Raw genomic sequence first — 26,675 nt, forward strand, 5'->3', positions numbered from 1 at the left:
CCCGAAGAGTCGCTATCGCGGTGAACGCATCAGGCGGATGTCGAGATCGTTTACTTTTTTGCGCAGCGTGTTGCGGTTCAATCCGAGCAATTCCGCCGCCTTGATCTGATTGCCGCGCGTCGCCGCAAGCGCCGCCGAGACAAGCGGGATTTCGATCTCGCGAATGATCCGGTGATAGAGACCGGGCGGCGGCAACTGATCCCCATAGTCGCGGAAGAGCTTGGCGAGATGAAGCTCGACGGAGCTCGAAAGCGTTTGTCCATCAGACAATTCTTGCGACGGCGCGGCTGCGGCTGAGCCTTTGTCGCCCGGGTCAGCCTGCCGAATCTCATGTTCAAGTTCGGTCTCGACGAGCTGATCGGAAATGACTTCCTGCGGGTGCAGCGCGGCAAGCCTGCGGATGAGGTTTTCGAGTTCGCGGATGTTGCCCGGCCAGCGATATCTCTTCATCCGGTCGAGCGCGGCCTGATCGATGTATTTCTGCGGCAGTCCTTCGCTCGCCGCCACCTTGAAGAAGTGATGCACGAGGTCGGGGATGTCCTCGGCGCGCTCGCGCAGCGGGGGCAGCCGAAGCGGCACGACGTTGAGGCGGAAGTAGAGATCCTCGCGAAACAGGCCCTGCTGGATCAGGATCCGCAGATCCTTGTTGGTGGCGGCGATGATTCGGACATTGGTCTTGATCGGCGTGCGTCCGCCCACGGTCGTGTATTCGCCCTGCTGCAGCACGCGAAGCAGCCTGGTCTGCGCCTCCATCGGCATGTCGCCGATCTCGTCGAGAAACAGCGTGCCGCCCTCGGCCTGCTCGAAGCGCCCGGCCGATCGCTGGTTGGCGCCGGTGAAGGCGCCCTTCTCATGGCCGAAGAGTTCGCTTTCGATCAGATCGCGCGGAATCGCCGCCATGTTGACGGCGACGAAGGGACCCTTCTTGCGCTTTCCGTAATCGTGCAGGGCGCGGGCGACCAGCTCCTTGCCGGTTCCCGACTCGCCATTGATCATGACCGTGAGGTCGGTCTGCATCAATCGCGCGAGCGAGCGATAGATTTCCTGCATCGCTGGGGAGCGGCCGACGAGCGGCATTCCCTCGATCTCATCGTGGCGATCATCTTCGGGCTGCTTGCGGGGCTCGGCCATGGCGCGGCCGACGATGCCCACGAGCTCCTTGAGGTCGAAAGGTTTGGGCAGATAGTCGTATGCGCCGCGCTCTGACGCCCGAATGGCGGTCATGAACGTGTTTTGCGCGCTCATGACGATGATCGGAAGCTCAGGACGAAGCTTTTTGATGCGCGGCAGAAGCTCGAAAGCGTTCTCGTCGGGCATGACGACATCGGTGACGACGAGATCGCCCTCGCCCGACTGCACCCACCGCCACAAGGTCGCGGCCGCGCCGGTGGTGCGCACTTCATAGCCTGCGCGCGAAAGCGCCTGCGCGACGACCGTGCGTATGGAAGCATCGTCGTCAGCGACCAGAATTTCTCCTCGCGTCATTGCTTCGGTCTCCCGCCTTTGCGAGATGTCATGCACGCCGTTCCTCGCGTTGATCGGGCCGCTTTGCCCTGTACATCGGCATCAAAACCCGAAACGTTGTCCGTCTGGGGAGGGACTCGCACTCCACGATGCCGCCGTGGTCGTTGACGATCTTCGCAACCAGTGCAAGTCCGAGGCCAGTTCCTGTCGATTTGGTGGTGACAAAGGGATCAAAGAGATGCGCGGCGATGTCTTCCGGAACGCCGGGGCCATTGTCGCGCACACAGAATTCGAGCGGCAGTCCAATGGGACTTTTCTCGCCAAGCGCGCGCAGGCTGACGCCGGGCCGGAAAGCGGTCGAGAGTTCAATCTCCCCATCGACGGCTTCGCCCACGGCTTCCGCCGCGTTCTTCACGAGATTGAGGAAGGCCTGCACCAATTGATCGCGGTTGGCGTAAACCGGCGGCAGCGATGGGTCGTAGTTCTCGACGAAGCGAACGTTGCGGGCGAATCCGCTCTGTGCGACGCGCTTCACGTGATCCAGCACCGAATGGATGTTCACCTGCTCTCGCTGCAATGGACGCGCGTCGGAAAACACCTCCATCCGGTCGACAAGACGCACAATCCGATCGGTCTCATCGCAAATCAGCCGCGTCAGCGCGCGGTCCTGATCGCCCAGCGCGGATTCTAGCAGTTGTGCGGCGCCGCGAATGCCGGACAGCGGATTCTTGATTTCATGCGCCAGCATTGAGGCCAGCCCAGAAACCGAGCGAACGGCGCCACGATGCGTCAACTGCCTGTCTATTTTATCGGCAATTGTCCGCTCTTGCAGCATGACAAGCACGAGCCCGTCGCCTTCTGGCAGCGGCGCGCAATGAACGTCGACGCGTCGGTCGGCCTCCTGGCCGGGACGGCCGAGATCGACCTTGTATTCGTTGATCGTCGCGCCGCGTTCGCGAACCTGCTCGATGAGCGCGGTGAGCGGCGATCCGAACGGCAGCAGCCGATCGAGCGACTGACCGATGAGCAGAGGCTTGCCGAGTTCAAAGAAAGCCTCCGCGGCGGCGTTGGCGTCCTCAATGACGCCGTCGCGGGCGACGGTCAGAATCGCGTTGGGCAGAGCCTCAAGCATGCATGATCGGCCGGCGTCATTGATGATCTTGAGCGGCTCGTAGCCGCCGCAATGCGCGCTATTGCGTCGAGGGCGGTCGAAAACGCTCATGCCGCGATCCCCTGCTCTGCAGGCTGCGCCTTCAGAAAAATCAGCTCAATCAGCCGCGCCGCCTCATCAGGCGACTGTGTCGTGACCAGCGCGTGGCGCGCATCGGCTGCGGCATGTCCCGCCAAACGATCGACATATGCGGCGAGATGTTTGCGCGCATGCCTCAACCCGGCGGACGCGCCCATCGACGCCAGCAGACCTTCGAGGTGTTCGCGCGCGATTTCGGCGCGCTGCGCCAGCGTGGGCGGCGCGCGCCTCTCGCCGGTCTGCAGAAAATGCGCGATATCGCCGACGATCCAGGGTTGCCCCAGGGCCGCCCGTCCGATCATGACCCCGTCGGCGCGCGAATGCGCGAGCATCTCCAAAGCGTCGTCTTCGCCGGCGCAGTCGCCATTGGCGACCACCGGAATTTGCACGGCCGCTTTCGCCGCCGCGATGGCGCGCCAATCGGCCTTGCCTGCGTAAAACTGCTGGCGCGTGCGCCCATGCACGGTGATCATCGCGGCGCCTTCGGCTTCCGCGCGGCGCGCAAGCTCCGCGACGTTTCGGGTCGCTTCATCCCATCCAAGCCGCATCTTGACGGAGAGCGGCACGCATATTGCCTCGCGTGCTGCAGAGATCAGCCGCGCCGCTTGATCGAGATCGCGCATCAGCGCGGCGCCCGCGAGGCCTCCGGTGACACGCTTGCAAGGACAACCCATGTTGATGTCGATCCAGTCAGCTCCAGAAGATTCGGCGCTTCGCGCGGCGGCAGCCATTTCCGCCGGCTCGCGCGCGGCGATCTGAATGACCCGGGGCCGCTCGCCGGCGCATTCCAGCCGCATCGCCGTTTCGCGATCGCCGCGGGCGACGCCAGCGGCGGTCACCATCTCGCTCACCGTCGCCGACGCCCCCAGACGCGACGCGATGCGGCGCATGGTCGGGTCGGTCACGCCGGCCATCGGCGCGAGCAGCGCGCGACCGGTGAGCGTGATCCCGCCAATGCTCAAAGGCGAAGGGAAGCCAACGCCTAGTTTTTTGGCAGTAGCCATCTTGCCCACATCATAAGCAGTTCTCTTCGCAGTTGCAACATAGCATTTCTCCAGCCCGTCGGCATTTGACGGCGTTGGCGAAAACCGACAGAGAGCGGCCATGGGCGCCGCTCACCACATTCCTTCCATCGCCATCCTTGTCGTCGCCGGAGGCCGCGGCGCGCGGGCGGGCGACGGCCTGCCCAAACAATACCGACCAATCGCCGGCATGACGCTGCTCGCCCGAACGCTGCATGGGCTGCATATGGCCATGCCCCAGGCTGCGCTCAAGGTCGTCATCCATAAAGACGACCTTGACCAATACGCCGCGAGCGTCGCCGAGCTCTCCCCTGCCGATCGGGCGCGGCTGCTGCCGCCGGCCTTCGGCGGGGCAAGCCGGCAGGAAAGCGTCAGGAACGGCCTCGAGGCGCTCGCGAGCGAGGGCGCGCCGGATATCGTGCTGATCCATGACGCGGCGCGTCCTTTCGCGGACGCCGCGCTCGTCGCGCGCGCGATCGAAGCCGCTGAGATTCATGGGGCCGCCGCCCCCGGCGTGCCGCTCGCCGATACGATAAAGGAGATCGACGGCGCCGGCGTCGTCGTCGCGACGCCCGACCGCGCGAGGCTCCGCGCCGTGCAGACGCCGCAGTCGTTTCGCTTCGATCTCATCATGAAGGCCCATCGCGCTGCGGCCGCTGGAGGGCGCGACTATACCGACGACGCCATGATCGCCGAAGCCGCCGGCGTGAAGGTGCATATTTTCGAAGGCGATGCCGCCAATTTCAAACTCACGACGCAACAGGACTTCGCCCGCGCCATGGAGCAGTTGAAGCAACCCGCATTCGCCGATCTGCCCGACATCCGCATGGGTCAGGGGTATGACGTCCACGCCTTCGGGCCAGGCGATTCCGTCTGGCTCGGCGGCGTCGCGGTCCCGCATACGCATGGTCTCGCCGGCCATTCGGACGCCGACGTGCTGTCCCATGCCATCACCGACGCCATTCTCGGCGCCATCGCCGAGGGCGATATCGGCGCGCATTTCCCGCCGTCTGATCCGCAGTGGAAGGGCGCGGCGTCGTCGATCTTTCTGGCGCGCGCCTGCGAACTTGTCCGGGCGCGCGGCGGCGCCATCGCTAATGTCGACGCCACGATCATCTGCGAAGCGCCAAAGATCGGCCCGCACCGCGAGCGTATTCGCGAAAGCCTCGCGGCGACGATGGGCGTCGAGATCGGCCGCGTCGCGATCAAGGCGACGACCACCGAGAGGCTCGGATTTACCGGCCGGCAGGAAGGCATGGCGGCGCTGGCGATCGCGACGGTGCGCTTGCCGGGATAGTGAATGACGCGCTAAGGACCTACAGGACAAGTGAACGAGCAAAGCGGAGTTAGGAGAAAAGCTAATTCTCAATCAGGGATGTCTCCCTCGTAACTTTCAAGCCAGCGTGCGGGTCTAGTGAGTTTATCGGGCAAGATTGTATATGCGTCGCCAAATGCTCCGTTAAGTTGCTCTTGGTTCAAGCTTTTCACTCCAGTGAAATCTGTGCGTTCAATGAAAGTTTCTTCCATGTTCGCCGACTCTAAGTTCGAGCCAACGAAAGATGCTCCATCGAGTCGCGCCCCTTTGAGATTTGTCCCCACAAGATTGGTGCTCTCTATCTTTGCCGAAACGGCATAAGCACGCTCTAGAGAAGCGTGTTGCAGCGAAGCACCGGAGAGTTGAGCCTCGGTGAGTACAGCGCCGTCCAACAAAGCTTCAAAGAAGTGTGCGCTGTTCAACTGCGCTTCGCGAAAGGAAGCCTCTCTCAGGTCCGCTCCCTCTAAATATGCCGCTTCAAGGCAAGAGCCATCAATGTTTGCCCTTCGGAAGTACATTCCACGCAAATCGATCCTCGCGAGATGACAATTCGAAAGGTCCAACACACGCGCTTGATGATTTTGGGATTGCGTCAGTTTCTCTTCATATTTTTTTTGTTTTTCGGAGCGACGCCCAATAACAGTTAAAGCAGCCTGAATGTCCACGAATGGCTTTAGTCCGGACCAGTGTTTGCGCCAGGCTTCTCTCTCAGAAAGTGTCCAACTGTTTCCATCCCTTGTAATGATCGTATCTATTTGTTCAGGACGAGCTTTCGGCGGTCCTGCATTGGTGCGCACATAGGCGCATAGAATTTCCATGATCTGCCAATGCAGCGGCAGATAGTCGCGGGCGAGCTTTTCTAGCGCATAAATGGCGCCCAGACGAACCTCGAGATTGGGCGCGGTCTTGGTAACAGACCCCGCTCTTGGAAGGGGAAACGTGACGTCTGCGGCTGTTAAAATCGTATCATCTTCCAATCCTACAGGCGGTTGACGATAGCTCTTCTCCTCCCGCGTCGCGCCCAATTGCTCGACCGCTTTGGTCAGCAGGCTCGTATAAAGCTCCTCTTGCGCGACATGGCGTTGGCGGTCGGCGATCCATGTTCGCCAGACAAGGAAATACACGCCGATAACGCCAGCCACGGCGAGAAGAAGCTTGTTGATATCGTCGACATTTCCATCTTCCAAAGCAATCTGGAGCCAAGGAATGAGCCGCCAGCCGAGCCATCCAACAAGGACACTCAAGAGGGACAAAAATATAATGATTGCGCTGTCTGTGGGAGACGGCGACCAACTCTTCAAATTGAGCTTCATATAGTCGCCCCAAATTGATTCTTTTTGAGTTCGCCTCAACAAACGAGGTACGAAATCGAGTTCCCCCTTTTTTAACCCTACTTGCCAGCTCGCCGCCACTCATCTGAATTGGCGCATGACCTGCTATAAGGCCGGTTCGCAAAGCCGAGGCCCACCATGATCCGCGTGACCGATAGAATCGCGCTCCACGAATGGGAAATCGTGGAGGAGTTCGCGCGTGCGTCGGGGCCCGGCGGCCAGAATGTGCAGAAGGTCGAAACCGCCGTGCGGCTGCGCTTCGATATCCGCAATTCGCCCAGCCTCGTGGATGACGTGAAGGCGCGGCTCGCGCGACTCGCCGGCCGGCGTCTGACGAAGGACGGCGTCATCCTCATCGAAGCGCGCCGCCATCGCACGCAGGAACGCAACCGGGCGGATGCGCTCGATCGTCTCATTGACCTTATCCGCATCGCGGCGGCTCCGCCGCCCCCGCCCCGAAAGAAGACCAGGCCGACGCTCGGCTCGAAGCTGAGGCGTCTCGACGGCAAGAAGCAGCGCGGCGACGTGAAGGCGCTGCGCGGCAAGCCGACCCACGAGTTATGACATACGTAATGCGCATTTATGAGATACGTAATGAGTGAACTTACGACTTACATTAAAGCTAAAGAACTTGTCGACAAAGCCCGCGTTAAAGCCCTGCGTCTTGCGAGCGCCGAATCCTGCACCGGTGGGCTCGTCGCGGCGGCGCTCACCGAAATCCCAGGCTCGTCCGACGTGTTCGACCGCGGGTTTGTCACCTATTCGAACGAGGCGAAGTGCGACATGCTGGGCGTCGCGGACGCATTGCTCAACGCGCATGGCGCCGTCAGCGCCGAGGTCGCGCGCGCCATGGCGCTGGGCGCCATTGATCACTCGCAGGCCGATGTCGCCGTCGCGGTGACGGGCGTCGCCGGACCCGGCGGCGGTTCGCTCGAAAAGCCTGTGGGGCTCGTTCATTTCGCCTGCGCCCGGCGCGGCGGCGGCGTCGACCATGTCGAGCGGCGCTATGGACCGCTGTCGCGCGCCGAGATCCGCGCCGCCTCCGTCATGCAAGCGCTGGATATGATGATAGACGCGCTCGACGCGGCTCAGCGGCGGCCGTAAACCGCGTCGGCGCGTGCGGCGAAGGCGTCCGCATATTTGTGAAACGCGCGATCAAACATCGCGCCCATGACAAAACCAAGCGCCGGGCTCTTGAATTCATAGGCGATGAAGAACTCGACCATCGACCGGGGCGCGCCGCCGGTCGCCGCCGGCTCGTCGCGGAACGTCCAGCGATTGTCGAGCTTTCGAAACGGCCCCTCGGCGCACTCGACTCGGATGTCCAGTTTGTTGGAGTCGCAGCAGACGCGGCTCACATAGCGCTCGCAGATCGCTTTGAAGCCAACCTGCATCTCGATCAGCGACACCTCGACCCCAGGCGAGATCTCCGACCGTCGGCGAATGCGAACGGCCTCGCAGAGGGGCACGAATTGCGGATAGGATTCAACGTCGCGCACCAGCGCGAACATTTCTCCTGCGCTGTGCGGCACGTAGCGACGGTTGCGGAAACTCTTCATGAGCCAAGCTTCTAGATCATTGACGAGAGCGGCAAAAGTCGGCGCCGTCACGCGGCTGGAACATTTGCGTCGCATCGCAGTTCTATCGACGAGCTCTCGCTGGCTCTGAGATATTCTACGGAGGGAACAATGGCCAACAAATCAGATTTCACAGCTGATGAATGGAAAAAACTGCTTGAATCGCCGCTGCTGGCCGGCTTCGCCGTCAGCGCTGGCGACCCGAGCGGCTTTATCGGAACGCTGCAGGAGGGTTTCGCGAGCGCCAAGGCTTTGGCCGCCGCGAAATCCGATCCAAACGCCGACGCGCTGATCAAGGCGGTTGTCGAGGACCTGCTCACGCCCGACGGACGCACTGCGGCCCGCGATGGGGTGAAGGGCGTGGTGGACGGTGCCAAAGTGGAGGAGTTCAAAGATCGGGCGCTCGTCGAGTTGCGCCGCACCGCCTCAATCCTCGATTCGAAGGCGCCCAATGAGTCGAAGGCGTTCAAGGATTGGCTCAACCATATCGCCAATCTGGTGGCGGAAGCGGGCGTCGAAGGGGGCTTTCTGGGCTTTGGCGGGGTGAAGGTCACCGACGCCGAACGCGCGACGCTGGCGGAAATCTCCACCGCGCTTAGCGCCTAATCTACCTCCGCTTTTCGGGGGAAATTTGCAAAATCGGGGAGGACGAGCCCCCTCCCTGTCCCTCCCCCGCTTCGCAAACCGGGTGTTCCCGGTTTGCGCATCGACGCCGAAGTCGGCAACAGCCGACTTCGAATGGGAGAGGGGACGCCAATGAGCCGCATTGCGGAAAGCTCGATGAAGCGCCGAGTCTAATTCCCTCTCCCGCGAAGCGGGGGAAGGTTGGGGTGGGGGCTAAGCCGCGCCCACATGTTAATTCTGCATGTCCGCGTCCACCCGGCACGTTTACCGTTCCGCGCTCCGCTGTTGGCGCGCCGCACGCAGCTTGGCGAAATCCTCCCCCGCATGATGCGACGAGCGGGTGAGCGGCGAGGCGGCGACGTAGAGAAAGCCCTTCGCATAGGCGAGCGTCTTATAGGACTCGAATTCCTCCGGCGTCACGAAGCGCTCGATCGCGTGGTGCTTGCGCGTCGGCTGCAGATATTGGCCGATGGTGATGAAGTCGATGTCCGCCGAGCGCATGTCGTCCATCACCTGCATCACTTCGAGACGGCTCTCGCCGAGCCCCACCATGATTCCGGATTTGGTGAAAAGCGAGGGGTTCAGCTCCTTGGCGCGCTGAAGCAATCGCAGCGAGTGGAAATAGCGCGCGCCCGGCCGCACGGTGACATAGAGCGACGGCACGGTCTCGAGATTGTGATTGAAGACGTCCGGGCCTGCCGCCACCACCCGCTCCAGCGCGCCAGGCTTCCTGAGGAAGTCCGGCGTGAGCACCTCGATCGTGGTTTCCGGACAGGCCGACCGGATGGCAGCGATGGTCTCGGCGAAATGACCGGCGCCGCCGTCATCGAGATCGTCGCGATCGACAGACGTCACGACGACATGTGACAGGCCGAGCGCGCGCGTGGCTTCACCGACCCTGCCCGGCTCGGTCGGATCGAGCCGCGTCGGCAGCCCGGTGGCGACATTGCAGAACGCGCAGGCGCGCGTGCAGATCTCGCCCATGATCATGAAGGTGGCGTGCTTTTTCTCCCAGCATTCGCCGATGTTGGGACAGGAAGCTTCCTGGCACACGGTCGTGAGCCCGGCGTCCTTTAACAGGTCGCTGGTTTCCGCCCAGGCCTTCGAACCCGGCGCTTTGACGCGGATCCACGGCGGCTTGCGCAGAATGGGCGCGTCAGGACGGCCCGCCTTTTCAGGATGACGCAGAGGCGGCTCCCCCCGTTTCTTGCGGGGGTCGTCGTTCAAGAGATCAAGCACGGTCAAGGGCGGAGAGTCTCCTCTCTCACCAAGCTAGGCATATCAATGGCGGACGGCAATGTCCTCGGGAGATCTATCGGCGTGAGGCAGCACCGCCTGGCATCCGATGCAGAACAGCGCCGCGCCGATCACGCCGGCGATCAAGACCGCGTCTGCGCAGCGCTGGCCCACTCCTGCCCGAACCGCGAGTTCGGCCGCCACCCATGCCCCCGTGACCGCCGAGAGCAGTAAAGCCCCTGCTCGCACATCGGCGTGCAGAACATGTGAGAGCTTTGTCGTGCTCCAGCCAACAAGCCCGCCGATGAGCAGAAGGGCGAGGAATTGCGCGTTGGGCGCGCCAACGATCGCGGCTGCGGCGGAGAGCAACGCGTCCATGAGGGCCTCCCGGCAGGGTGAGGAAAGGTTGTAGCTAGAGCTAACGGCCCTTTAACGATTTTGACGAGCCTTTGTTCCCAAGCGTACCTACGGAACCGCGCGGTGCGCCCCTATGTCGCGGTCACCAAGCTGCTTCACGATAACAGGCTTAAAAGCATTTAAATAAGAGTTTTGAATGTTAAACTTATGCTTTAAGTTTAATAGTGCTCTACAGATATTCGACTTCCAGAACGCCCGGTATGGCGCGCAGCGCGCCAGCGACGTCTGGCGTGATCGGATAGCTTCCGGGCAGTCGGATTTCGATCTCCTCCCGTCCCGAATCGCGCTTCAAAAGAATCGACACCTCGCCGTCGCCGCGGCCGGTAAGCCGCGTCTTGATCCCGTCGAGCGGCCCCTCGTCGCTGACCACGACGCGCAGTCCCTTCTGCGCGCGCGCGGCCGCCGCCGCCAAAGGTTCTACAGTGACGATGCGCGCCCGGACGTCCTCGCCCTCGACCGCCGCGGAGAGGGTCACGAGCACCGCCGCGCCCTTCTCCAGAAGGTCGCGATATTGCGTCAGCCCCTCCTGGAAGAGGATCGCCTCATATTGTCCGCTGACGTCCGAGAGCTGCAGGATGCCCATCTTGGACCCGGACTTGGTGCGCCTCTCGGTCCGGTCCAGAACCACGGCGGCGAGCCGGCCCGCGGTCGCGCCGCGCTTGACCGAGGCGGCGAATTCGCTCCAGCGCGACACACGGATTTTCGGCAAGAGGCCGGCGTAAGCGTCGAGCGGATGGCCCGAGAGGAAAAAGCCGGCGGCTTCATATTCGCGTCGCAGCGTCTCGGCTGCGGGCCATGGCGGCGTCTTTGGAACCGCGAGGTCCGCAGCCTCGGCTTCGCCAAAGAGCGCATTTTGTCCGGCCTTGCTGTCCTCGGCGTGCCTGTTCGCGGCGGCGAGCATCGCCTCGATCGCCGCGAAAGCCCTGGCGCGATTAGGTTCTATTTCGTCGAAGGCGCCGCAGGCCGCGAGGCTCTCCAGCGTCTTCTTGTTCACTTCGCGCGGGTTCAGCCGTCTCGCGACGTCGGCGAGACTCGCAAATCGGCGCTCAGCCCGCGAACGCACGAGAGATTCGGCCTGCGCTTCGCCGACGCCCTTGAGCGCCGAAAATGCGTAGCGGATCGCGAGCCGGCCTTCGGCGCCCGGCGCGACGTCGAAGTCGACGCCCGACTCATTGATCGACGGCGGTTCGACCGCGATGCCCATGCGCCGCGCCTCGTCGCGGAACTCGGCAAGCTTGTCGGTCTGGCTCTTGTCGAAGGTCATCGAGGCGGCGAGGAACTCCGCCGAATAATGCGTCTTGAACCAGGCGGTCTGATAGGCGATCAGCGCATAGGCCGCCGCATGGCTCTTGTTGAAGCCGTAATCGGCGAATTTCGCCAGCAAATCGAAGATTTCGTTGGCCTTCTGCTTGCTGAGCCCCCGCTCCATCGCGCCGCTGACAAAACGGTCGCGCTGCGCGTCCATCTCGGACTTGATCTTCTTGCCCATGGCGCGACGCAGATTGTCGGCCTCGCCGAGCGAATAGCCGGAGAGGAGCTGAGCGATCTGCATCACCTGCTCCTGATAGATGATGACGCCGAAGGTCTCCTTCAGAATGGGCTCGATCGCCGGGTGAATATAGTCGGCCTCTTCGTCGCCGAGCTTCACCGCGCAATAGGTTGGGATATTCGCCATCGGTCCGGGGCGATACAGCGCCACCAGCGCAATGATGTCCTCAAACCGATCGGCGTGCATTTCGACCAGCGCCTTGCGCATGCCGGCGCTTTCCAGCTGGAATATCCCGACGGTCTCGCCGCGGCCGAGTAGCGCATAGGTCGCCGGATCATCGAGCGGAACCTTGGCGAGATCGAAATGGGGATCTCGGCGACGCGCCAGGCGGCTTGCCGTCGCCAGCACGGTGAGCGTCTTCAGACCGAGAAAGTCGAATTTGATCAATCCCGCCGGCTCGACCCACTTCATATTGAACTGGGTCGCCGGCATGTCGGACTTTGGATCGCGGTAAAGCGGAGTCACCTCGTGCAGCGGCCGGTCGCCGATGACGACGCCGGCGGCGTGGGTGGATGCGTTGGAAAAAAGCCCTTCGAGCGAGCCGGCGATCTTAAAGAGCCGCCTGACGCGCTCGTCCTCCTCCACGGCTTCGCGCAACTTCTGCTCGCTCGCCAGCGCTTCGGCGAGCGTGACGGGCTTGGCGGGATTCTGCGGCACCAGCTTGGCGAGCTTGTCGACCTGTCCGAGCGGCATTTCGAGAACGCGACCGACGCTGCGCAAAACGCCGCGCGCCAGGAAGGAGCCGAAGGTGATGATCTGCGCGACTCGGTCGGCGCCATAGCGGCGTCTGACATAGTCGATCACCTCGCCGCGCCGCGTCTGGCAGAAGTCGATGTCGAAATCCGGCATCGAGTTGCGCTCAGGGTTGAGGAAGCGTTCGAAGAAAAGTCCGAAGCGAACCGGATCCAGGTCGGTGATGGTCAGCGCATAGGCGACGAGCGAGCCCGCCCCGGAGCCGCGCCCCGGCCCGACGGGAATTCCCTGGGATTTGGCGAATTTGATGAAGTCGGAGACGATGAGGAAGTAGCCCGGGAAGCGCATCTTCTCGATGACGGAAAGTTCGAAATCGAGTCGCGCTGCGTATTCTTCCCGCGTTCGGCCCGGCGCCGGCCCATGCGCGGCGAGGCGCTGCTCCAGCCCTTCGATCGCTTCACGGCGCAGCTCCTGCGCCTCGATCTCGTCGAGAGACTGAGCATCGCGCGCCTCCTGCACGAATCGCGGCATGATCGGCTTGCGCGTCTGCGGCCGGAAGCTGACTCGACGGGCGATCTCCAGCGTGTTGGCGGTCGCCTCTGGAAGATCGGCGAACAGCGTGCGCATTTGCGCGCGCGTCTTGAAGTAGTGCTCCGGCGAGAGGCGACGCCGCTGATCCAGGCTCGTCACGGCGCCTTCGGCGATGCAGAGCAGCGCATCATGCGCTTCGAAATCACTGGGCTGAGCGAAATAGGGCTCATTGGTGGCGACGAGCGGCAAGCCGCGGCGATAGGCAAGGTCCAGCAGCTGCGGCTCGACGTCGCGTTCAGAGCGCAAATTGTGGCGCTGGAGCTCGATATACAGCCTGTCGCCGTAGAGACGCTCGAGCGTCGCCAGGCGCGCGCCCGCCTGCTCCGGCCTGCCCTGCGCCAGGGCGCGGTCCAAGGCGCCGTCGGGTCCGCCGGTCAGCGCGATCAACTCCTCGGCGTCGGCGGCGAGCGCGTCCAGCGTCAGATGCGGCTCGTCGCCCTGCTCGACTTCGAGAAAGGCGCGCGAGGCGAGTCGCATCAAATTGCGATAGCCCGCCTCGGTCTTGGCCAGCAGCACGATATTGGCGAAACGGTCGTCTCGCGCCGAGACTGCGCCACCCTTGCCGTCGGCGAAATCGACCCGGAGCTGTGCGCCTGCGATCGGTTGGAGGCCAGCCTTGGCCGCCTTCTCCGAAAATTCCAGGGCCGCGAAGAGATTATTGGTGTCAGTGACAGCCAGCGCGGGCTGGAGGTCGCGCACCGCGAGATCAATCAGCTTGTCAAGCGAAAGCGCGCCCTCGCGCAGCGAATAGGCGGTGTGGAGGTGAAGATGCACAAAGCCGGCTTCGGCGGCAGGCATGGTCGCAGGCCTTGGGGAACGCGGGGCGGATCGGGTCGAAGTCTACAGTTTGGCGCCCCGTCCCGGAACTCTCCGCGCGCCGCCGTCCCCAGATAGCGTGAAAAGCTGCGCCCGCCCCGACAGTTTCAGGTCTGGGGCGGAAAGCAGTCTATCGCTGCAAAACCGCGAAGCGGTGAACGTTCACGCCATATTCGGTGAGGAGCCGGTGCGTCGCGGGAGAGAGGCGAACCACACGAGACGCGCTCAGATTCGAGCTGCAGTCGTTCTTGAGGCCGACGTATTTTTCGTGAAGGGCGTTCGCCTCCCCTTCGCCAACGGTTGACCGGACCTGCTCAAGCACGGCGTTCACTTCCGCGCCGCCATATTGCTGGACGAGGGAACAGCCGATGCGCACATCCTGCGCAGTCGCGGGCATTGCGGCGCTCAGAAGAAACGCGCCAAACAGGGCGACGGCGGCGAGGGCCGGGTTTCCATGACTCATTCGGTGCTCCTTGGCTAAAGACGGCCGTTCGAACTTTGCCTGACCACAGGTCTCGGCGTAGCAGCACGAACGGCGCTCGGTCTAAAGCCCGGCGGAGGCGATACGCCTCCCCGGGGCTCATGAGTCCTAGCCGCGTTTTGGACGAACGTGTTTAGCGCCTATTACTCTGCAGGGCTATAGACTTTCGCCGCAGACTCGATCGGCTTGAACGCTTCCTTGGCGAGCGAGGTGTAGAGCTCTCCGAGCTTGGTCGCTTCGGCCATGAAATCCTCGTAGGCGCTCTTGGCGAAATCGGACTGAAGCTGAAACGCTTCGTCGATCTTCTTGACCGCGATCAGCTTTTCGGCCAGGACGCGGCTCTTTTCGAAGGATTTCTTGGAATAATCGGTGGTCTCGGCGGCGATGCTCTGCCAGCCCTTGGTCACCGCGGCCGCAGCGGCGGATACGGCTTCAAACTGCTCTTTGCCGAGCTTCTGAACGCTGTCGAAATTAGCTGCCATGGGTTCGTCCTCATGATTTTGGCGCAAAGGCGCCCTATGCGGCGCTATGCGCCCGCTCACGACTTATTTATATGCAATGCACAAAATAAAGTCAATAAAAATGTTGCGGCGCAATAAACGTTGCGCGAGGCTAGCGCTTAACCCGCGGGTAACTGCAAGCCCTTAATCTGCCAAATCGTCACTTTTGGCGCGGCTGGGCGGTTGCGCGAACAACAGTGAAGTCAAGGGGCGCGTTTATGCTGAGATCGAGTTTGTCGGACCGCCTGCCGCGGCCCCGCTCCCTCGCGGCAAGCTTTGCCACGATCACGGTTCTCGTCACAATGTCGGCGATCCACGCGGAGGCGCGCGGCAGACATCATTTTCATCACCGCAGCGCTTCTGACGACCGCAATTCGGCCGTTCGGGCGCGCGCCAACGCCAATAACGACGCTGTCATCGGCGAGCATCGCGGCTTTTCGGCCATTGTCGTCGACGCCAATAGCGGCCGTGCGCTCTATTCCCGCTCCGAGCACGAGTTGCGCCATCCCGCCTCGGTCACAAAGGTGATGACGCTCTATCTTCTGTTCGAGCAGCTCGAACAAGGGCGGCTGCGCCTCGACTCGCCTCTGATGATTTCGCAGCACGCGGCGGCGCAGGCGCCGTCCAAGCTAGGCCTGCGTCCCGGACAGACGATCAGCGTCGACAACGCGATCAAGGCGGTCGTCACCAAATCGGCCAATGACATCGCCTGCGCGATCGCCGAGAACGTCGCGGGCGACGAGCATAGTTTCGCGCAGATGATGACGCGCAAAGCCCATGCGCTCGGGATGCGCAACACCAATTATGAGAACGCGTCGGGACTTCCCGATCCAAATCAGGTCACGACGGCCTATGATCTGGCGCTGCTCGGACGCGCCATCCAGGAGCGCTTCCCGCGCTACTATCGCTATTTCTCGACGCCGAGCTTCGCCTACAACGGCGCGCTGCATCGAAATCACAATCATCTCCTCGGCCAGGTCGAGGGCATGGACGGCATCAAGACCGGCTATACGCGCGCGTCCGGCTTCAATCTTCTGACCTCCGTGCGTCGTCGCGGGCATCACATCGTCGCGGTGGTGATGGGCGGCAAGACCGCCTACGGGCGGGATCGCATCATGGCGGGGCTGATCGAGGAGAACATTGACGGCGGCTCTTCCGTAAGAACTGCGGCGGCGGTGAGCGAAGATCCGCGCGCCATCGAGGCGCAAGAGCGACTCGCTTCTGAGCGCACGCAGCGCGCCGAGCGCGCCGCGGAGCGCGCCCACCAGATCGCCGCCGAGCGCTTGGCTTATGCAGAGCCTCAGGAAAACTCGGCTGTAGAGCCCGAACCGTTCGGCCGCCAGCTGAACGCTCCGGTTCCGGCGGCGGCCATTCCGCCGCAGGAGAGCGCTGAGCGGCCAGCGGTTCGTCCTGCCTTCGTTTCCGGCGGTCAGAAGCGAGCGAGCGACGACAGGGATGCGGAGCGCAAGGGCGCGTCTCCGGGCGCGAAAAGCCGCGCCGGCGCAACGCCGGTCGCCGCACGCGACGGCTCGACGACGAGCGGCGCGCGTAAAATCGACGTTACGCCCGTGTCGACGACGCCTTCCGCCATTCGCGGCAGCAGCCCAAAATCACAGGCCAAGGCGGACGCCGCGCGTCCGGGGCGCCCGGGTTGGATGATTCAGATCGGCGCGACCGACGATCAGGACAAAGCCAACCAGTTGCTCGTGCGCGCTCGGAGCCAGCTGCAAGGCTTTCCGGCTACCGCCAAGGCCTTCACCGAGAAGGTTCAGAGGGGAAGCGAAACGCTCTATCGCGCGCGTTTCGCCGGACTCGAGGAAGACACGGCTCAGTCGGCGTGCAAGGCGCTCAAGCGCTCCGGCTTCTCCTGCTTCACCACAAAGAACTGATCATGTCCGCGACTTGGGACCACGACTACAGTTCGCGACGTGCGTCAGTGCTGGTGACGCCGCATCAGGACGTCCTTGGCCTCGTTTACCCTGGCCGCAAGATCCGTCGTTCCGCCAAGATCTGGATGAAGCTTCTTCATCAGATCACGATGGGCGCGCGCAATATCCGTCGCCGCCGCGCCGCGCTTGAGGCCGAGGATTTCGTAAGCCTCGTCTTCCGAAATCGCGCCCGAACGACGCACGCCGCCCTCGCCCGGACGAAAACCCCCCGCGTTTGCGTGCGTATCGCTTGCCGAACGCCAGCCGGAAAATCGGCGGTCCAGATAAGCCTCTAAGAGCCTTGCCCCGTCAGGATCGTCACGGCGGCAAACGCCATAGAGTTCCAGGAGCGCAGGCCGCGCCAATGAATCGAGATGCGCGCCTTCGTGCTGCCCGGCCAGAACCACGCCCCTTATAGCGCCCGTGGAGTGGTCGAGCTCCATTTCGATCATCGCTGATCGAACCCGCGATACGCCGCCGGCGCCTGCCCCCGTTTTGCGAAAGCCGCTCAGCGCGCCCCCGCCGAGGCCCATGAGCCAAACGCCAATGCCCAAGAGCGCCATGCCGAGGTCGAGGCGTCCCCGCATCAGAAGCAAGGCGCCCACGGCGAGAGCAAGGAAGCCGCCCCCGCGTTTGAAAATCACCGCCAATAGCGCCGGCGACGTCTTCGTATAGGCGTTCAACGCCATAATCGTCAGGAGCAGGGCGATGATTCCGATCAGAATGGGCATCCTTTTGTCCTCAACCGATCTGAGACAGAAGCAGGCGCGCCGCGCCCTCGCCTTCGTCGGCGCGCCGCTCCAATTCGCGTCTGCCCCCCACCGCATACGCAGCCGCGGCGGCCAGAAGCTCCGCCAAACGCTGCGGAGCAGTGGCGTCAAACGCCGCATAGGCGCCGCCCGTCAGGCGCGCTATCTCACGATAGGCCTGCTGTGCGGCTGAGTCCTGGCCCTCCTGGAACATGAAGGCCTTGACGCCGAGCAACCCGAGTTCGCCTGCCGTCGCCGCGAGGGCGTCGAGCCGCTCCTCCATGGCGTCGCCAACGTAGATAAGCGCGCCCACGCGTCCCGCACGCGATTCATCGAGCGCGTGACGCAAAACCTTGCCGATCTGCGTGCGGCCGCCGCGACAGGCGATGCGCGACATGAGCGCGCCGAGCCCCTCGCCTCCTGAGACGAAGCGCGAAGCGCGGCATTCCCCGAAGCCGCGGAAGTAGACGAGTTGAACGTCCAGTCCGCCCTGCGCGGCGGTCGTGCGGAACATTTCGCCCTGAATCGACTGGGCCATGTCCCAGGTCGGCTGTCTGCTCATTGTGGCGTCCAGCGCGAAGATCAGGCGTCCGCGCGACGCGCTCGCCGCGACGTTCTTGGCCTTGTCCAGGAAGGCGTCTATCGGCCCCGATTGCGCAGAGCCTTGAGCTGCCGGCGGTTTAGGTGAATGTTCGCCCACTGCGGTTCACGTCGTTTTATCGGACGCTCTCTATCAAATCGGCCGCGCTCTCTGATAAACAAGAGGCTTGGCGCGCAACCTGAAACATAGGCTCTTTCAGCGCGCCCGGCGAGGATTCGATGTCGATCCCCAGCGAAGAATCTCATGCCTTGAGCGAGTCGCCGCTGTCGGCCGCGATCGGATGGACGCGCATCGCGGCCCTGCCCGCGGAAGATAGCGTTCGGGTCCAGTCTCTCATGCAAGCCTTCGCCGAAGAGCTGATGCAAGATGGGGTGCGAGTCGGCGGTGTGACGCAGACGCGCGTCGCCGAGCCCTCGGGCCGGTCGGCGATCATGTTGCGCGACGTCGCCACCGGCGCATTTTATCCGATCTCGCAGGACCTCGGCCCCGGTTCGGTCGCCTGCAATCTCGATACGAGCGAACTGGCGCTCGCCTGCGCGGCGATTGAGCGCGCGGCGCGCGACGGCGCGCAACTGATCGTGGTCAGCAAATTCTCCAAACAGGAGGCCTCGCGCGGCGGTCTCTGCGACGCCTTCCGAGCGGCGATGACCGCGCGCATTCCGGTAATCGCGGCGGTTTCTCCGCATTATCGCGACGAATGGCGCGCCTTCGCCGGGCCGCTGGCGGAAGACATCGCGCCCGAGCGCCAAGCGTTGGCGGATTGGTGGGCGAAGCTACGCGCGCCGTCGCCGGATCGAACGTCTATCTGACCGGCGGCGCATACATCAGGCCGCCCTTGTTCCACAAAGCATTCAGCCTGCGCTCCATGGCGTAGGGCGCGCCCTGCCCGAGATTGCGCTCAAAAACGTCGGCGTAATTGCCGACATGTTTAACGATGCGGTAGGCCCAATCCTGCGAGAGGCCGAGATCGTCGCCATGGGCGCCGTCAACGCCGAGCAGCCGCCGTATTTGCGGATTTTCCGAAGACAAAGCGGAGTCGGCGTTCGCCTTCGACACCTCCAGCTCCTCTGCGTCGATCATCGCGAAAAGCGTCCAGCGAACGATGTTCAGCCACTGATCGTCGCCTTGGCGCACAAGCGGGCCGCGCGGCGACTTCGAAAGAAGGTCCGGCAGAACCGCGTGATCCGCAGGCGCGGTCAAGCCGATGCGGACGCCATGCAGCATGGAAACGTCCGCGGTGAGCGCCTCGCATTTCTCCTCGTCATAGGCCTTGGCCGCGTCTTCAAGGCTCGGGAACAGCTTTGGCTCATATTTCGCCTTGCTGGCCCGGAAAAAGTCGGCGACCGCGAGTTCGTAGGGGGTGCCCTGCTCTATGCAGATCGATGCGCCGTCCAAGTCCTGAACCGAAGCTGATTTGCGCTGCCGCCGGACCAAAAACCCTTGTCCATCGTGCAGGAAAATCGCGGCGTAGATCAGCTTTTGGCCGGCGTCGCGGGACTGGGTCCACGGCGACGCGCTGACGAGCAGATCGACGGCGCCGGCCTGCAGCGCGCCGGCGCGCTCTTTCTGCGAAAGCTCAACGAATCGCGCCTTGGCCGGGTCGTCGAGGACGGCGCTCGCGACGGCCCGGCAGAAATCGACGTCGAAGCCACGCCATTCGCCCGCGCCGTCGCGTTGAGCAAAGCCGGGCGCGTCGGTGACGCCGCAGGTCAAAAAGCCGCGCTTCATGATTTGCGCAAGCGTCGGACCGACGTCCGTTTGCGCCCCGGCGCTGAGGGCGAAAAGCGCGCCGGCGAAGGCCGCAAAGAAGGCGAAAGCTGTGCGGCGGATCATGGCGGGCTCGGCATCCGGCGGAGGATATACTACGGTCGCGCGGCGTTCACGCAAAAGCGAGTCGTCAGAGGCGGGATGTCCGAAGAAAAGCGAAAAGCAAAGCGCAAGTTAAAGCCCGCCACTCTGGTGACGCAAGCCGGCCGCACGCCATTCGATCATTTCGGCTTCGTCAATCCACCCATTTACCGCGGTTCGACGGTGCTCTTCCCGACGATCGCCGCTCTCGAGGCGTTACGGCAGCCTTACACCTACGGCACCAAGGGAACGCCCACGACTCGCGCGCTCGAGCAGGGCTGGAGCGAGATCGCCGGCGCCGCTGATACGGTGTTGACGCCCTCCGGCCTTGCCGCGATCGGGCTGGCGCTTCTCACCGCCACGCATGCGGGCGCGCACGCGCTCATCGTGGATTCCGCCTATCAGCCGACGAGGATCTTCTGCGACGGTCTCCTGGCGCGCTTCGGAGTCAAGGTCGATTATTATGACCCTTTGATCGGCGGCGGCATCGCCGCGATGATGAAGCCCGAGACGACCGCGGTGCTCGTCGAGTCGCCGGGGTCACAGAGCATGGAAGTTCAAGACATTCCTGCAATCGCCGCGGCCGCCCACGCCCATGGCGCCTGCGTGATCGCGGACAACACCTGGGCGACCCCTCTATTCTTCCCACCGCATGAGCGCGGCTGCGACCTTGCCGTCGAAGCCGGCACCAAATATCTGGCTGGCCACGCCGACCTCCTCATGGGGCTCGTTTCCGCCAATTCTGAATGGGCGAAGCGCCTGCGCGCCACCTTCAACGCTTTCAGCATGGGGTCCAGTCCCGACGACGCTGCGCTCGCCTTACGCGGGCTGCGCACCATGGCGCTACGGCTGCGCGAACAGGAGCGCGCGGCCCTCGACATCGCGCAATGGCTGGAGGACCGACCGGAAGTTTCGCGCGTGCTGCATCCCGCCCTTGCGACGCATCCCGGCCACGCGCTGTGGAAACGAGACTTTACCGGCGCCTCTGGCGTTTTTTCGGTTATCCTCAAAGAGACTTCAAAAAAGGCGGTCGCCGCTTTTGTCGACGGATTGGAATTGTTCGGTATCGGATTCTCATGGGGCGGCTATGAAAGCCTTGTCCTGCCCTTCGACTGCGCTTCTTACAGGACGGCGACGCGCTGGACTCCGGAAGGACCGGCGCTGCGCTTCTCGATCGGACTGGAGGATGTCGCGGATCTGAAGTCGGATCTCGAGGCGGGGCTCGCTCGGCTCAACGGCTCGTGAAGGCGCGCCGCGGCGCATTCCAGGTTTTCGCATTCCTATCTTGAAAAGATGTCTTGAACAGGAGAAGCAATATGGTGGCCGTTTCCCGGGTTGCTGCCTATGTGGCCGTCTGCGGTTTTTTGATTGCGGGCGTCGCGCCGGCGCGAGCGGACAGTGGTCAAGACTTTCCGAACTCCACATGCGCCTGCAAGTCATGCGGCCAGAACAAGTCGGACGTCATCGGCAAATGCCCCGACGTCTGCAAGGACAAGACGGTCTATGACAAAGGCGACAAGGATGCTCCCGCAGCAGCAGCCAAGAGCCACTCGGGCAGAAAAGACAAGGCCGTCAAAGTTTCCGAACCTACGGTGTTTTGCAAGGCCGCCCGCATGAAGCTCCCGAAAGGCTGGATGCGCGCCGATCCTCCGCCGGTCAAGACGCGCTAGAGCGCGCTAGACTTTTGGCGGAGTCGACGCGTCGCAGAACGCCAGCATCAGGTCGCGCAGTTCTGGCTCCTCGACGAGTCCGGCGGCGACGACGCACTCGAACCATCGGGTGGCGCGCTGCTTCTTCTCGCGCCAATTCTTGCGCTGCCTTTGCACGCGCAGAGAAAACACCTCGACGCAGCAGTCGACGGCCGCGCCGCTGTCGAGGCGTTTTTCATAGCGGAAATCGCCGAGCTTCACTTTGTCCGTCTTGCCGACGAGGCCCGCCTCCTGCACCGCTTCGATCGCCGCGACGATATGCGGTTTGCGGCCTTTCATCGGCCAGCCCTTCGGAATCACCCAGCGCTTTGTGTCGCGGGAGGTGACCAGCATGATCTCCAGGCGGCCATTGTTGATTCGCCAAGGTAAAGCCGCGTATTGCGTGCGGAGGACAGAACCCGCGCCGACGCGCTTCTTCTTCGCTTTGGGCGTCTTCATGCCGCGAACCTCGCGAGCACGTAGAACGCCGCGGCGAAAAAGGCGGCCATCGGCATGGTGATGACCCACGCGACAACAATGTCCTTCGCGACATTCCAGCGGACCGCCGCCACGCGCCTCGACGCGCCCACGCCAATGATCGCGCCGGTGATCGTATGCGTTGTCGACACAGGAACGCCCAGCGCCGTCGCGAGGAACAGAGTGATCGCGCCGCCCGTCTCGGCGCAGAACCCTTGCACCGGCGTCAGGCGGGTGATCCTGGATCCCATCGTGCGCACGATCCGCCATCCGCCGAACAAGGTTCCAAGGCCCATGGCCGCCTGACAGGCGATGACAACCCAAAATGGCACGTAGAATTCGCCGCCGAGCGCCCCGTGCGAATAGAGGAGCACCGCGATCACGCCCATGGTTTTTTGCGCGTCATTGCCGCCATGGCCCAGCGAATAAAGCGAGGCGGAGGCGAATTGCAGGATGCGAAACAGCGAATCGACGCCGCCCGGCGTCCGGCGCACGAAGATCCAGGACACGAGCAGGATCAGCGCGAGCGCCAGGACGAATCCGAGCGCCGGCGACAATACGATCGCTGCGCCGGTCTTGAGCAGCCCATTCCAGACGATCGCGGAAGCGCCGACTTTGGCCACGCCGGCGCCCACGAGACCGCCGACAAGGGCATGTGAACTCGAGGAAGGAATGCCCAATCCCCATGTGATCAGATTCCAGACGATCGCCCCCATCAGCGCGCCGAACACCACGAAATCATCCACGATGTCGGGCGAGACGATGCCAGCGCCTACAGTTTGCGCCACGTGAAGCCCAAAAAACAGGAAGGCGATGAAGTTGAAGAAGGCGGCCCACGCTACTGCGAACTGCGGACGCAGAACGCGGGTTGAGACGATCGTCGCGATGGAATTGGCGGCGTCGTGCAGACCGTTCAGGAAATCGAAGATCAGAGCGACCGCGACGAGCCCAATCAGATAGATTGAAAAGTTCTGCAAGCGTCGTCCCTAAGTATGCTCGATGACGATGCCGGCGACGCGGTCGGCGACATCTTCGAAGCCGTCGACGACTCTTTCAAGATGGCCGTAGATTTCAGCGCCGACGATGAACGCCATCGGGTCTTTGTGGCGGTGCGCCAGAAACAGCTCCTTCAGGCCCTGATCGTGGATGGCGTCGGCCTCGTCCTCAATGCGGGTGATCTCCTCGCTGAACGCGTTGAGCCTGCCCGCATTCTGGCGCATCAAGCGCAACAAAGGTATGGCGCTGCGCGTGAGCTCCGCCGATTGGACGATAATGTCGCCCATGCGACGCATGCCAGGCTCGAAATCTCGCGTCTCGTAGAGCAGCGTCGCCTTCGCCGTCTGATGCATTTGGTCGATCGCGTCGTCCATCGCGGTGACCAGGTCACGGATGTCGCTGCGATCAAACGGGGTGATGAACGTGCGGCGAACCGCCAGATGGGCCTCGCGGACGATGGCGTCGGCCTCATGTTCCTGGCGGCGGATTTCTTGGCTGCAGACGAGCACGCGGTCCCCCCCGTTCAGCAAGTCGCGCAAGGCGTGGGATCCCGCGACGAGCGTCTCGGCATGTCGCTCGAAAAGATCGAAGAAGCGTTCCTCTCTCGGCATGAGCGCCTGAAACCAAGACAGCATGGCGCTCTCGCCTCCCGCGAATCTGTCACAAAAGCGTCACAAACGAGCTCGCGGCACATAGCCGGCGCGGCTTCGAGTGTAAAGCGCGAGACGCCGCGGCCGCGACTATTTTGGCGGGCGCTGTGTCTTATTCAGCGCGACGGATCCGTTCTGGGAGGCGCGCGCCTCGTCCGGCGCGACGTTGCGCGACAACACGCCTCGTAGCCGCGCCCTGATCTGGCGCGAGGCATGGCTGACGCTCACCAAGCTTGAGCGGCTGTAAATGAATGCGCCTTTCTCGCCGACAACGATATCGCCGGTTTGCAATGTCGGATCCCGGCGGGACAGCCCAAGGTAATAGTCATGAGAGGCGGCCGGATCGTTGCACGCGCATCCCGCCGTCAGCTTGTCGCGAAAGCTGAACGCCGCCGGAAGCGCCGAATAGCGTTGCCCTTTGGCGTTGTGCGCCTGCTCGATGGTTGCGCCCTCGTAGAGCTGCACCTGCGCTGACGGACAGGCGAGTTCGCAGGAGTGCTGGTCGGAAATTCGCGACAATTTGATTAGGGGGAAATAATAGCCGTCGCAGGCGCGCACGCAATAGCCGTCGCCGGACATTGAGTCCGTTTCAGCAGTGTTTGCTGGTTCGGGTTTGGCGTAATGAACCGAAGTCTTCGGCGGGCGCCGCGGCTGCCGCGGGCGCGCACGCATGACCCGCCAGGAGCGGTGGGGCGAGAACGCCGGAGGTTGATCGGGTCCGAACAGGAAATCGAAAAATTCGCCTTGAGCTAAAACGTCGAGGGGTGAGATGACCGCCAAGGCGAAAGCCAGAGCGCCGGCGATCCCTGTCGCACCCGGGCGGTTGAGCCGCATTCGCCGTCCCCGTCTACTAAACTTCGACTGGCGACCCCGGCAGGATTCGAACCTGCGACCTACTGCTTCGAAGGCAGTTGCTCTATCCAGCTGAGCTACGGAGCCGTCGACGGCGCAACTTTCGCCGCGGACCGTATCAGTTCGGCCAACGCGGCGCCAGCAACGCTCGACAGGGTAGTCATATATGGCGACCCCGGCAGGATTCGAACCTGCGACCTACTGCTTAGAAGGCAGTTGCTCTATCCGGCTGAGCTACGGGGTCGAGACAGCCTCAGTGGGTCCAGAGACCGATGCGGCTGGTCTTGAAATTATCTGAATAGGATGCGCCGCGCCGGGCCGCCAGATTTGGCTTCGGCTCCTCGACCCGGTAGGCGAGGCCGCTGCGCTCGGCGTAGGCGATCGCCTCCTCCTTGGTGGAAAAATTGAGCCTGACCTGCTGGCGCATGTCGCCGGAGCTGGTCCAGCCCATGAGCGGCTCGATGCTGCGCGGAAGCTCCGGCTCGAAGTCAAGCCGCCACATGTCCGATCCCGGACCGGATTGAGTGGCGCTCGGCGCTGGAAGATAAATGCGTGCGGTCATAGGGCCTCGTCGTTGGCTGCGCTCGTAGACGCGTCATGAGAGCGGCGCGCGGCGGTCTTCGCGCTGGTCGGGGCAGCAGGATTCGAACCTGCGACCTGAAGTACCCAAAACTTCCGCGCTACCAGGCTGCGCTATACCCCGCCGGACCAAGCCGCGCCTACGGCGGCTCTGCCCTCGCTCGAATTTCGCTACCACGCACGGCCGCCCCTCACAAGGGAATGCGACTATCGCTTGAATATGCGGTGCCGCACCTGGTCTCCGGGCGCGAGCGACATTTTCCGCGCGGCGCCGGCGTTCAGCTCCAGCACCGCATAAGCTGGCTGAGGAGAAGTTATGATTCGTTCCGACATGGGCTCCGTGTCGGCGGCCACGCCCACCACCCGCCCGTCGCGCCCGATGAAAACCATATCGAGCGGAATGTAAGTATTTCTCATCCACATCGAAACAGGGCCCTCGGCCTTGAATTCGAACAACATGCCGTGATCGGCCGGCATCGACTTGCGGAACATGAGGCCGCGGGCGCGCGCCTTGGGCGTGTCGGCGACTTCAACTTTGAAGTCATGCTCGGCCGTCGCCGTCACGATACGCATGATTTCAACGGCGGGTTCGGCCCGCGCGACTGTCGAGGCGATCAGCGCCAGAAAGAGCGACATGATCATCGTGCGGAAGATTTGCGCAGCTCTCATTCGGGTGGGCTCCAAAGAGCCTTGCGCAAGCATGGATGTCTTCAGTGCGATGGGACGCTTTTGGCGTCGAGCGGCCGCACTTCGGCCGCCATCAAACCCTTGGGGCCGTCGCCGTAGCGCACGAGGACGCTATCGCCGGGCTTGAGTTCGGTCATGCCGTAGCGGCGCACCGTCTCCATGTGCAGAAAAATGTCTTCGGTGCCTTCGCCGCGCGTGAGGAAGCCGAATCCCTTCATGCGGTTGAACCATTTGACGATGGCGATCTCATAGCCGCTTGTCGGGACAACCTGAACATGGGTGCGCCCGGCGCAGGATTGTGACGGATGCACCGCAGTGGTTTCGTCCATCGCGATGACGCGAAAGACCTGCATGCCCTTGCCGCGTTTCTGCGCCTCGCAAACGACTCGCGCGCCTTCAAAGGCCGTCTGCAGACCGCTGCGGCGGAGAATGGTGACATGCAGGAGAATATCGTCGGAGCCGTCGTCGGGCACCACGAAACCATAGCCCTTGGCGACATCGAACCATTTAATCCGTCCCGCGACTTCGACCAATTCGAGACCGGTCTCATCGGATTCTGTCGCGCTTGCTGTCAAATCATCTTGAAAAGTCACTTTAGCGCTCACCGACCAACTCCCCGTGCTGATCCAGAGCATTCGACTGGCGCGCGCTGGCAATTATCCTGTAGCGCGAATCACCCCGCGTCGCTCATGAATCACTCTTAACAAGATAACACCCACGGCGCGCCATCCAACCGGCAAATTTCGTCCACCAAC

General features: G+C 63.0%; 28 protein-coding genes and 3 tRNA genes. 8 read left to right on the top strand and 23 right to left on the bottom strand.

Annotated elements, in window-relative coordinates; genetic code table 11:
• Window positions 1–12: 12 nt before the first annotated feature.
• The 3 genes from ntrC to dusB are packed head-to-tail and all read right to left on the bottom strand — an operon-like array spanning window position 13 to window position 3,717.
• Window positions 13–1,485 (bottom strand): nitrogen regulation protein NR(I), encoded by a 1,473-nt coding sequence (gene ntrC, locus EHO51_RS06905; RefSeq protein ID WP_026222956.1) that lies wholly within the window; start codon window positions 1,483–1,485, stop codon window positions 13–15.
• Window positions 1,486–1,513: 28 nt separating this feature from the next.
• Window positions 1,514–2,686, bottom strand: a complete 1,173-nt coding sequence (locus EHO51_RS06910; RefSeq protein WP_018408271.1) for a two-component system sensor histidine kinase NtrB — start codon at window positions 2,684–2,686, stop codon at window positions 1,514–1,516.
• A complete protein-coding gene (gene dusB / locus EHO51_RS06915; protein WP_124738281.1) occupies window positions 2,683–3,717 on the bottom strand; it encodes a tRNA dihydrouridine synthase DusB in 1,035 nt (344 codons plus the stop codon). Before dusB ends, EHO51_RS06910 begins: the two co-directional genes overlap by 4 nt.
• 100 nt (window positions 3,718–3,817) lie before the next feature.
• On the opposite strand from dusB, the gene EHO51_RS06920 reads away from it, so the two are divergent.
• Window positions 3,818–5,032 carry a bifunctional 2-C-methyl-D-erythritol 4-phosphate cytidylyltransferase/2-C-methyl-D-erythritol 2,4-cyclodiphosphate synthase gene (locus EHO51_RS06920; RefSeq protein ID WP_124738282.1) on the top strand — a complete coding sequence of 405 codons (1,215 nt, stop codon included), beginning with the start codon at window positions 3,818–3,820 and terminating at the stop codon, window positions 5,030–5,032.
• Between the two features lie 68 nt (window positions 5,033–5,100).
• Here the strand turns inward: EHO51_RS06920 and EHO51_RS06925 are convergent, their stop codons facing one another.
• Entirely contained in the window at window positions 5,101–6,363 is a 1,263-nt protein-coding gene (locus EHO51_RS06925; protein ID WP_124738283.1) for a pentapeptide repeat-containing protein, read from the bottom strand.
• A 156-nt stretch (window positions 6,364–6,519) separates the two neighbouring features.
• Between EHO51_RS06925 and arfB the strand changes: the two genes are divergently transcribed.
• On the top strand, window positions 6,520–6,945 hold the full coding sequence (gene arfB / locus EHO51_RS06930; protein WP_018408267.1) for an alternative ribosome rescue aminoacyl-tRNA hydrolase ArfB: 426 nt from the start codon (window positions 6,520–6,522) through the stop codon (window positions 6,943–6,945).
• A 30-nt stretch (window positions 6,946–6,975) separates the two neighbouring features.
• On the top strand, window positions 6,976–7,485 hold the full coding sequence (locus tag EHO51_RS06935) for a CinA family protein (RefSeq protein WP_124738284.1): 510 nt from the start codon (window positions 6,976–6,978) through the stop codon (window positions 7,483–7,485).
• Here EHO51_RS06935 and EHO51_RS06940 read toward each other — a convergent pair.
• On the bottom strand, window positions 7,470–7,940 hold the full coding sequence (locus EHO51_RS06940) for a type II toxin-antitoxin system RatA family toxin (RefSeq protein ID WP_124738285.1): 471 nt from the start codon (window positions 7,938–7,940) through the stop codon (window positions 7,470–7,472). The two genes, EHO51_RS06935 and EHO51_RS06940, sit on opposite strands and share 16 nt — an antisense overlap.
• Before the next feature lie 129 nt (window positions 7,941–8,069).
• Between EHO51_RS06940 and EHO51_RS06945 the strand changes: the two genes are divergently transcribed.
• Window positions 8,070–8,564 carry a hypothetical protein gene (locus tag EHO51_RS06945; protein WP_124738286.1) on the top strand — a complete coding sequence of 165 codons (495 nt, stop codon included), beginning with the start codon at window positions 8,070–8,072 and terminating at the stop codon, window positions 8,562–8,564.
• A 282-nt stretch (window positions 8,565–8,846) separates the two neighbouring features.
• On the opposite strand, the gene lipA is transcribed toward EHO51_RS06945, so the two are convergent.
• The 5 genes from lipA to EHO51_RS06970 all read right to left on the bottom strand — a co-directional run bounded on the left by lipA (window position 8,847) and on the right by EHO51_RS06970 (window position 14,847).
• Window positions 8,847–9,827: a lipoyl synthase gene (gene lipA, locus EHO51_RS06950; RefSeq protein WP_124738287.1), complete on the bottom strand. Its 981-nt coding sequence runs from the start codon at window positions 9,825–9,827 to the stop codon at window positions 8,847–8,849.
• A 36-nt stretch (window positions 9,828–9,863) separates the two neighbouring features.
• Entirely contained in the window at window positions 9,864–10,196 is a 333-nt protein-coding gene (locus tag EHO51_RS06955; protein ID WP_124738288.1) for a hypothetical protein, read from the bottom strand.
• A gap of 208 nt (window positions 10,197–10,404) precedes the next feature.
• A complete protein-coding gene (gene dnaE / locus EHO51_RS06960) occupies window positions 10,405–13,866 on the bottom strand; it encodes a DNA polymerase III subunit alpha (protein ID WP_124738289.1) in 3,462 nt (1,153 codons plus the stop codon).
• Between the two features lie 148 nt (window positions 13,867–14,014).
• Complete coding sequence (locus EHO51_RS06965; protein WP_124738290.1) at window positions 14,015–14,347, bottom strand: hypothetical protein; 333 nt, start codon at window positions 14,345–14,347, stop codon at window positions 14,015–14,017.
• 161 nt (window positions 14,348–14,508) lie between these two features.
• Window positions 14,509–14,847, bottom strand: a complete 339-nt coding sequence (locus EHO51_RS06970; RefSeq protein ID WP_124738291.1) for a phasin family protein — start codon at window positions 14,845–14,847, stop codon at window positions 14,509–14,511.
• Between the two features lie 236 nt (window positions 14,848–15,083).
• On the opposite strand from EHO51_RS06970, the gene EHO51_RS06975 reads away from it, so the two are divergent.
• Window positions 15,084–16,754 (top strand): serine hydrolase, encoded by a 1,671-nt coding sequence (locus EHO51_RS06975; protein ID WP_124738292.1) that lies wholly within the window; start codon window positions 15,084–15,086, stop codon window positions 16,752–16,754.
• Window positions 16,755–16,798: 44 nt separating this feature from the next.
• On the opposite strand, the gene EHO51_RS06980 is transcribed toward EHO51_RS06975, so the two are convergent.
• Both EHO51_RS06980 and EHO51_RS06985 read right to left on the bottom strand, forming a co-directional pair.
• Window positions 16,799–17,524 (bottom strand): J domain-containing protein, encoded by a 726-nt coding sequence (locus EHO51_RS06980; RefSeq protein ID WP_124738293.1) that lies wholly within the window; start codon window positions 17,522–17,524, stop codon window positions 16,799–16,801.
• 10 nt (window positions 17,525–17,534) lie between these two features.
• The gene (locus tag EHO51_RS06985; protein WP_124738294.1) at window positions 17,535–18,242 is read right to left on the bottom strand and encodes a VWA domain-containing protein; all 708 of its coding nucleotides are present in this window, start codon (window positions 18,240–18,242) and stop codon (window positions 17,535–17,537) included.
• 119 nt (window positions 18,243–18,361) lie between these two features.
• Between EHO51_RS06985 and EHO51_RS06990 the strand changes: the two genes are divergently transcribed.
• Window positions 18,362–18,952 carry a DUF2478 domain-containing protein gene (locus EHO51_RS06990; RefSeq protein WP_124738295.1) on the top strand — a complete coding sequence of 197 codons (591 nt, stop codon included), beginning with the start codon at window positions 18,362–18,364 and terminating at the stop codon, window positions 18,950–18,952.
• On the opposite strand, the gene EHO51_RS06995 is transcribed toward EHO51_RS06990, so the two are convergent.
• Window positions 18,945–19,976 (bottom strand): amino acid ABC transporter substrate-binding protein, encoded by a 1,032-nt coding sequence (locus EHO51_RS06995; protein ID WP_124740072.1) that lies wholly within the window; start codon window positions 19,974–19,976, stop codon window positions 18,945–18,947. The genes EHO51_RS06990 and EHO51_RS06995 overlap by 8 nt on opposite strands.
• 75 nt (window positions 19,977–20,051) lie before the next feature.
• On the opposite strand from EHO51_RS06995, the gene metC reads away from it, so the two are divergent.
• Together metC and EHO51_RS07005 are read left to right on the top strand one after the other, a co-directional pair.
• Window positions 20,052–21,236 (top strand): cystathionine beta-lyase, encoded by a 1,185-nt coding sequence (gene metC / locus EHO51_RS07000; RefSeq protein ID WP_124738296.1) that lies wholly within the window; start codon window positions 20,052–20,054, stop codon window positions 21,234–21,236.
• 71 nt (window positions 21,237–21,307) lie between these two features.
• Window positions 21,308–21,661, top strand: a complete 354-nt coding sequence (locus tag EHO51_RS07005; protein ID WP_124738297.1) for a hypothetical protein — start codon at window positions 21,308–21,310, stop codon at window positions 21,659–21,661.
• A gap of 6 nt (window positions 21,662–21,667) precedes the next feature.
• Here the strand turns inward: EHO51_RS07005 and EHO51_RS07010 are convergent, their stop codons facing one another.
• The 10 genes from EHO51_RS07010 to EHO51_RS07055 all read right to left on the bottom strand — a co-directional run bounded on the left by EHO51_RS07010 (window position 21,668) and on the right by EHO51_RS07055 (window position 26,555).
• Window positions 21,668–22,138, bottom strand: a complete 471-nt coding sequence (locus EHO51_RS07010; RefSeq protein ID WP_124738298.1) for an NUDIX hydrolase — start codon at window positions 22,136–22,138, stop codon at window positions 21,668–21,670.
• Window positions 22,135–23,133 carry an inorganic phosphate transporter gene (locus EHO51_RS07015; protein WP_124738299.1) on the bottom strand — a complete coding sequence of 333 codons (999 nt, stop codon included), beginning with the start codon at window positions 23,131–23,133 and terminating at the stop codon, window positions 22,135–22,137. The genes EHO51_RS07010 and EHO51_RS07015 overlap by 4 nt, the downstream gene beginning before the upstream one ends.
• Window positions 23,134–23,142: 9 nt before the next feature.
• On the bottom strand, window positions 23,143–23,787 hold the full coding sequence (locus tag EHO51_RS07020) for a DUF47 domain-containing protein (protein WP_018408250.1): 645 nt from the start codon (window positions 23,785–23,787) through the stop codon (window positions 23,143–23,145).
• A gap of 105 nt (window positions 23,788–23,892) precedes the next feature.
• Window positions 23,893–24,381, bottom strand: coding sequence for a DUF2865 domain-containing protein (locus EHO51_RS07025; protein ID WP_164479359.1), 489 nt, complete (start codon window positions 24,379–24,381; stop codon window positions 23,893–23,895).
• Between the two features lie 283 nt (window positions 24,382–24,664).
• Window positions 24,665–24,741: transfer RNA gene (locus EHO51_RS07030), tRNA-Arg, on the bottom strand.
• 80 nt (window positions 24,742–24,821) lie between these two features.
• Window positions 24,822–24,898 (bottom strand) — tRNA-Arg (locus EHO51_RS07035).
• A gap of 9 nt (window positions 24,899–24,907) precedes the next feature.
• A complete protein-coding gene (locus tag EHO51_RS07040) occupies window positions 24,908–25,216 on the bottom strand; it encodes an ETC complex I subunit (protein ID WP_026222953.1) in 309 nt (102 codons plus the stop codon).
• A gap of 64 nt (window positions 25,217–25,280) precedes the next feature.
• Window positions 25,281–25,357 (bottom strand) — tRNA-Pro (locus tag EHO51_RS07045).
• Between the two features lie 83 nt (window positions 25,358–25,440).
• Complete coding sequence (locus EHO51_RS07050) at window positions 25,441–25,902, bottom strand: DUF192 domain-containing protein (RefSeq protein ID WP_164479360.1); 462 nt, start codon at window positions 25,900–25,902, stop codon at window positions 25,441–25,443.
• A gap of 41 nt (window positions 25,903–25,943) precedes the next feature.
• Window positions 25,944–26,555, bottom strand: a complete 612-nt coding sequence (locus EHO51_RS07055; RefSeq protein WP_124738301.1) for a cold-shock protein — start codon at window positions 26,553–26,555, stop codon at window positions 25,944–25,946.
• Between the last annotated feature and the right edge of the window lie 120 nt (window positions 26,556–26,675).

It is taken from the genome of Methylocystis rosea, from assembly GCF_003855495.1.
Classification (GTDB): domain Bacteria; phylum Pseudomonadota; class Alphaproteobacteria; order Rhizobiales; family Beijerinckiaceae; genus Methylocystis; species Methylocystis rosea_A.

Coding starts and splice junctions, on each gene's coding strand:
- ntrC (WP_026222956.1), bottom strand. CDS start 1,485: ATGACGCGAGGAGAAATTCTGGTCGCTGACGACGATGCTTCCATACGC.
- EHO51_RS06910 (WP_018408271.1), bottom strand. CDS start 2,686: ATGAGCGTTTTCGACCGCCCTCGACGCAATAGCGCGCATTGCGGCGGC.
- dusB (WP_124738281.1), bottom strand. CDS start 3,717: ATGGCTACTGCCAAAAAACTAGGCGTTGGCTTCCCTTCGCCTTTGAGC.
- EHO51_RS06920 (WP_124738282.1), top strand. CDS start 3,818: ATGGGCGCCGCTCACCACATTCCTTCCATCGCCATCCTTGTCGTCGCC.
- EHO51_RS06925 (WP_124738283.1), bottom strand. CDS start 6,363: ATGAAGCTCAATTTGAAGAGTTGGTCGCCGTCTCCCACAGACAGCGCA.
- arfB (WP_018408267.1), top strand. CDS start 6,520: ATGATCCGCGTGACCGATAGAATCGCGCTCCACGAATGGGAAATCGTG.
- EHO51_RS06935 (WP_124738284.1), top strand. CDS start 6,976: ATGAGTGAACTTACGACTTACATTAAAGCTAAAGAACTTGTCGACAAA.
- EHO51_RS06940 (WP_124738285.1), bottom strand. CDS start 7,940: ATGAAGAGTTTCCGCAACCGTCGCTACGTGCCGCACAGCGCAGGAGAA.
- EHO51_RS06945 (WP_124738286.1), top strand. CDS start 8,070: ATGGCCAACAAATCAGATTTCACAGCTGATGAATGGAAAAAACTGCTT.
- EHO51_RS06955 (WP_124738288.1), bottom strand. CDS start 10,196: ATGGACGCGTTGCTCTCCGCCGCAGCCGCGATCGTTGGCGCGCCCAAC.
- dnaE (WP_124738289.1), bottom strand. CDS start 13,866: ATGCCTGCCGCCGAAGCCGGCTTTGTGCATCTTCACCTCCACACCGCC.
- EHO51_RS06965 (WP_124738290.1), bottom strand. CDS start 14,347: ATGAGTCATGGAAACCCGGCCCTCGCCGCCGTCGCCCTGTTTGGCGCG.
- EHO51_RS06970 (WP_124738291.1), bottom strand. CDS start 14,847: ATGGCAGCTAATTTCGACAGCGTTCAGAAGCTCGGCAAAGAGCAGTTT.
- EHO51_RS06975 (WP_124738292.1), top strand. CDS start 15,084: ATGCTGAGATCGAGTTTGTCGGACCGCCTGCCGCGGCCCCGCTCCCTC.
- EHO51_RS06980 (WP_124738293.1), bottom strand. CDS start 17,524: ATGCCCATTCTGATCGGAATCATCGCCCTGCTCCTGACGATTATGGCG.
- EHO51_RS06990 (WP_124738295.1), top strand. CDS start 18,362: ATGTCGATCCCCAGCGAAGAATCTCATGCCTTGAGCGAGTCGCCGCTG.
- EHO51_RS06995 (WP_124740072.1), bottom strand. CDS start 19,976: ATGATCCGCCGCACAGCTTTCGCCTTCTTTGCGGCCTTCGCCGGCGCG.
- metC (WP_124738296.1), top strand. CDS start 20,052: ATGTCCGAAGAAAAGCGAAAAGCAAAGCGCAAGTTAAAGCCCGCCACT.
- EHO51_RS07005 (WP_124738297.1), top strand. CDS start 21,308: ATGGTGGCCGTTTCCCGGGTTGCTGCCTATGTGGCCGTCTGCGGTTTT.
- EHO51_RS07010 (WP_124738298.1), bottom strand. CDS start 22,138: ATGAAGACGCCCAAAGCGAAGAAGAAGCGCGTCGGCGCGGGTTCTGTC.
- EHO51_RS07020 (WP_018408250.1), bottom strand. CDS start 23,787: ATGCTGTCTTGGTTTCAGGCGCTCATGCCGAGAGAGGAACGCTTCTTC.
- EHO51_RS07025 (WP_164479359.1), bottom strand. CDS start 24,381: ATGTCCGGCGACGGCTATTGCGTGCGCGCCTGCGACGGCTATTATTTC.
- EHO51_RS07040 (WP_026222953.1), bottom strand. CDS start 25,216: ATGACCGCACGCATTTATCTTCCAGCGCCGAGCGCCACTCAATCCGGT.
- EHO51_RS07050 (WP_164479360.1), bottom strand. CDS start 25,902: ATGAGAGCTGCGCAAATCTTCCGCACGATGATCATGTCGCTCTTTCTG.
- EHO51_RS07055 (WP_124738301.1), bottom strand. CDS start 26,555: ATGCTCTGGATCAGCACGGGGAGTTGGTCGGTGAGCGCTAAAGTGACT.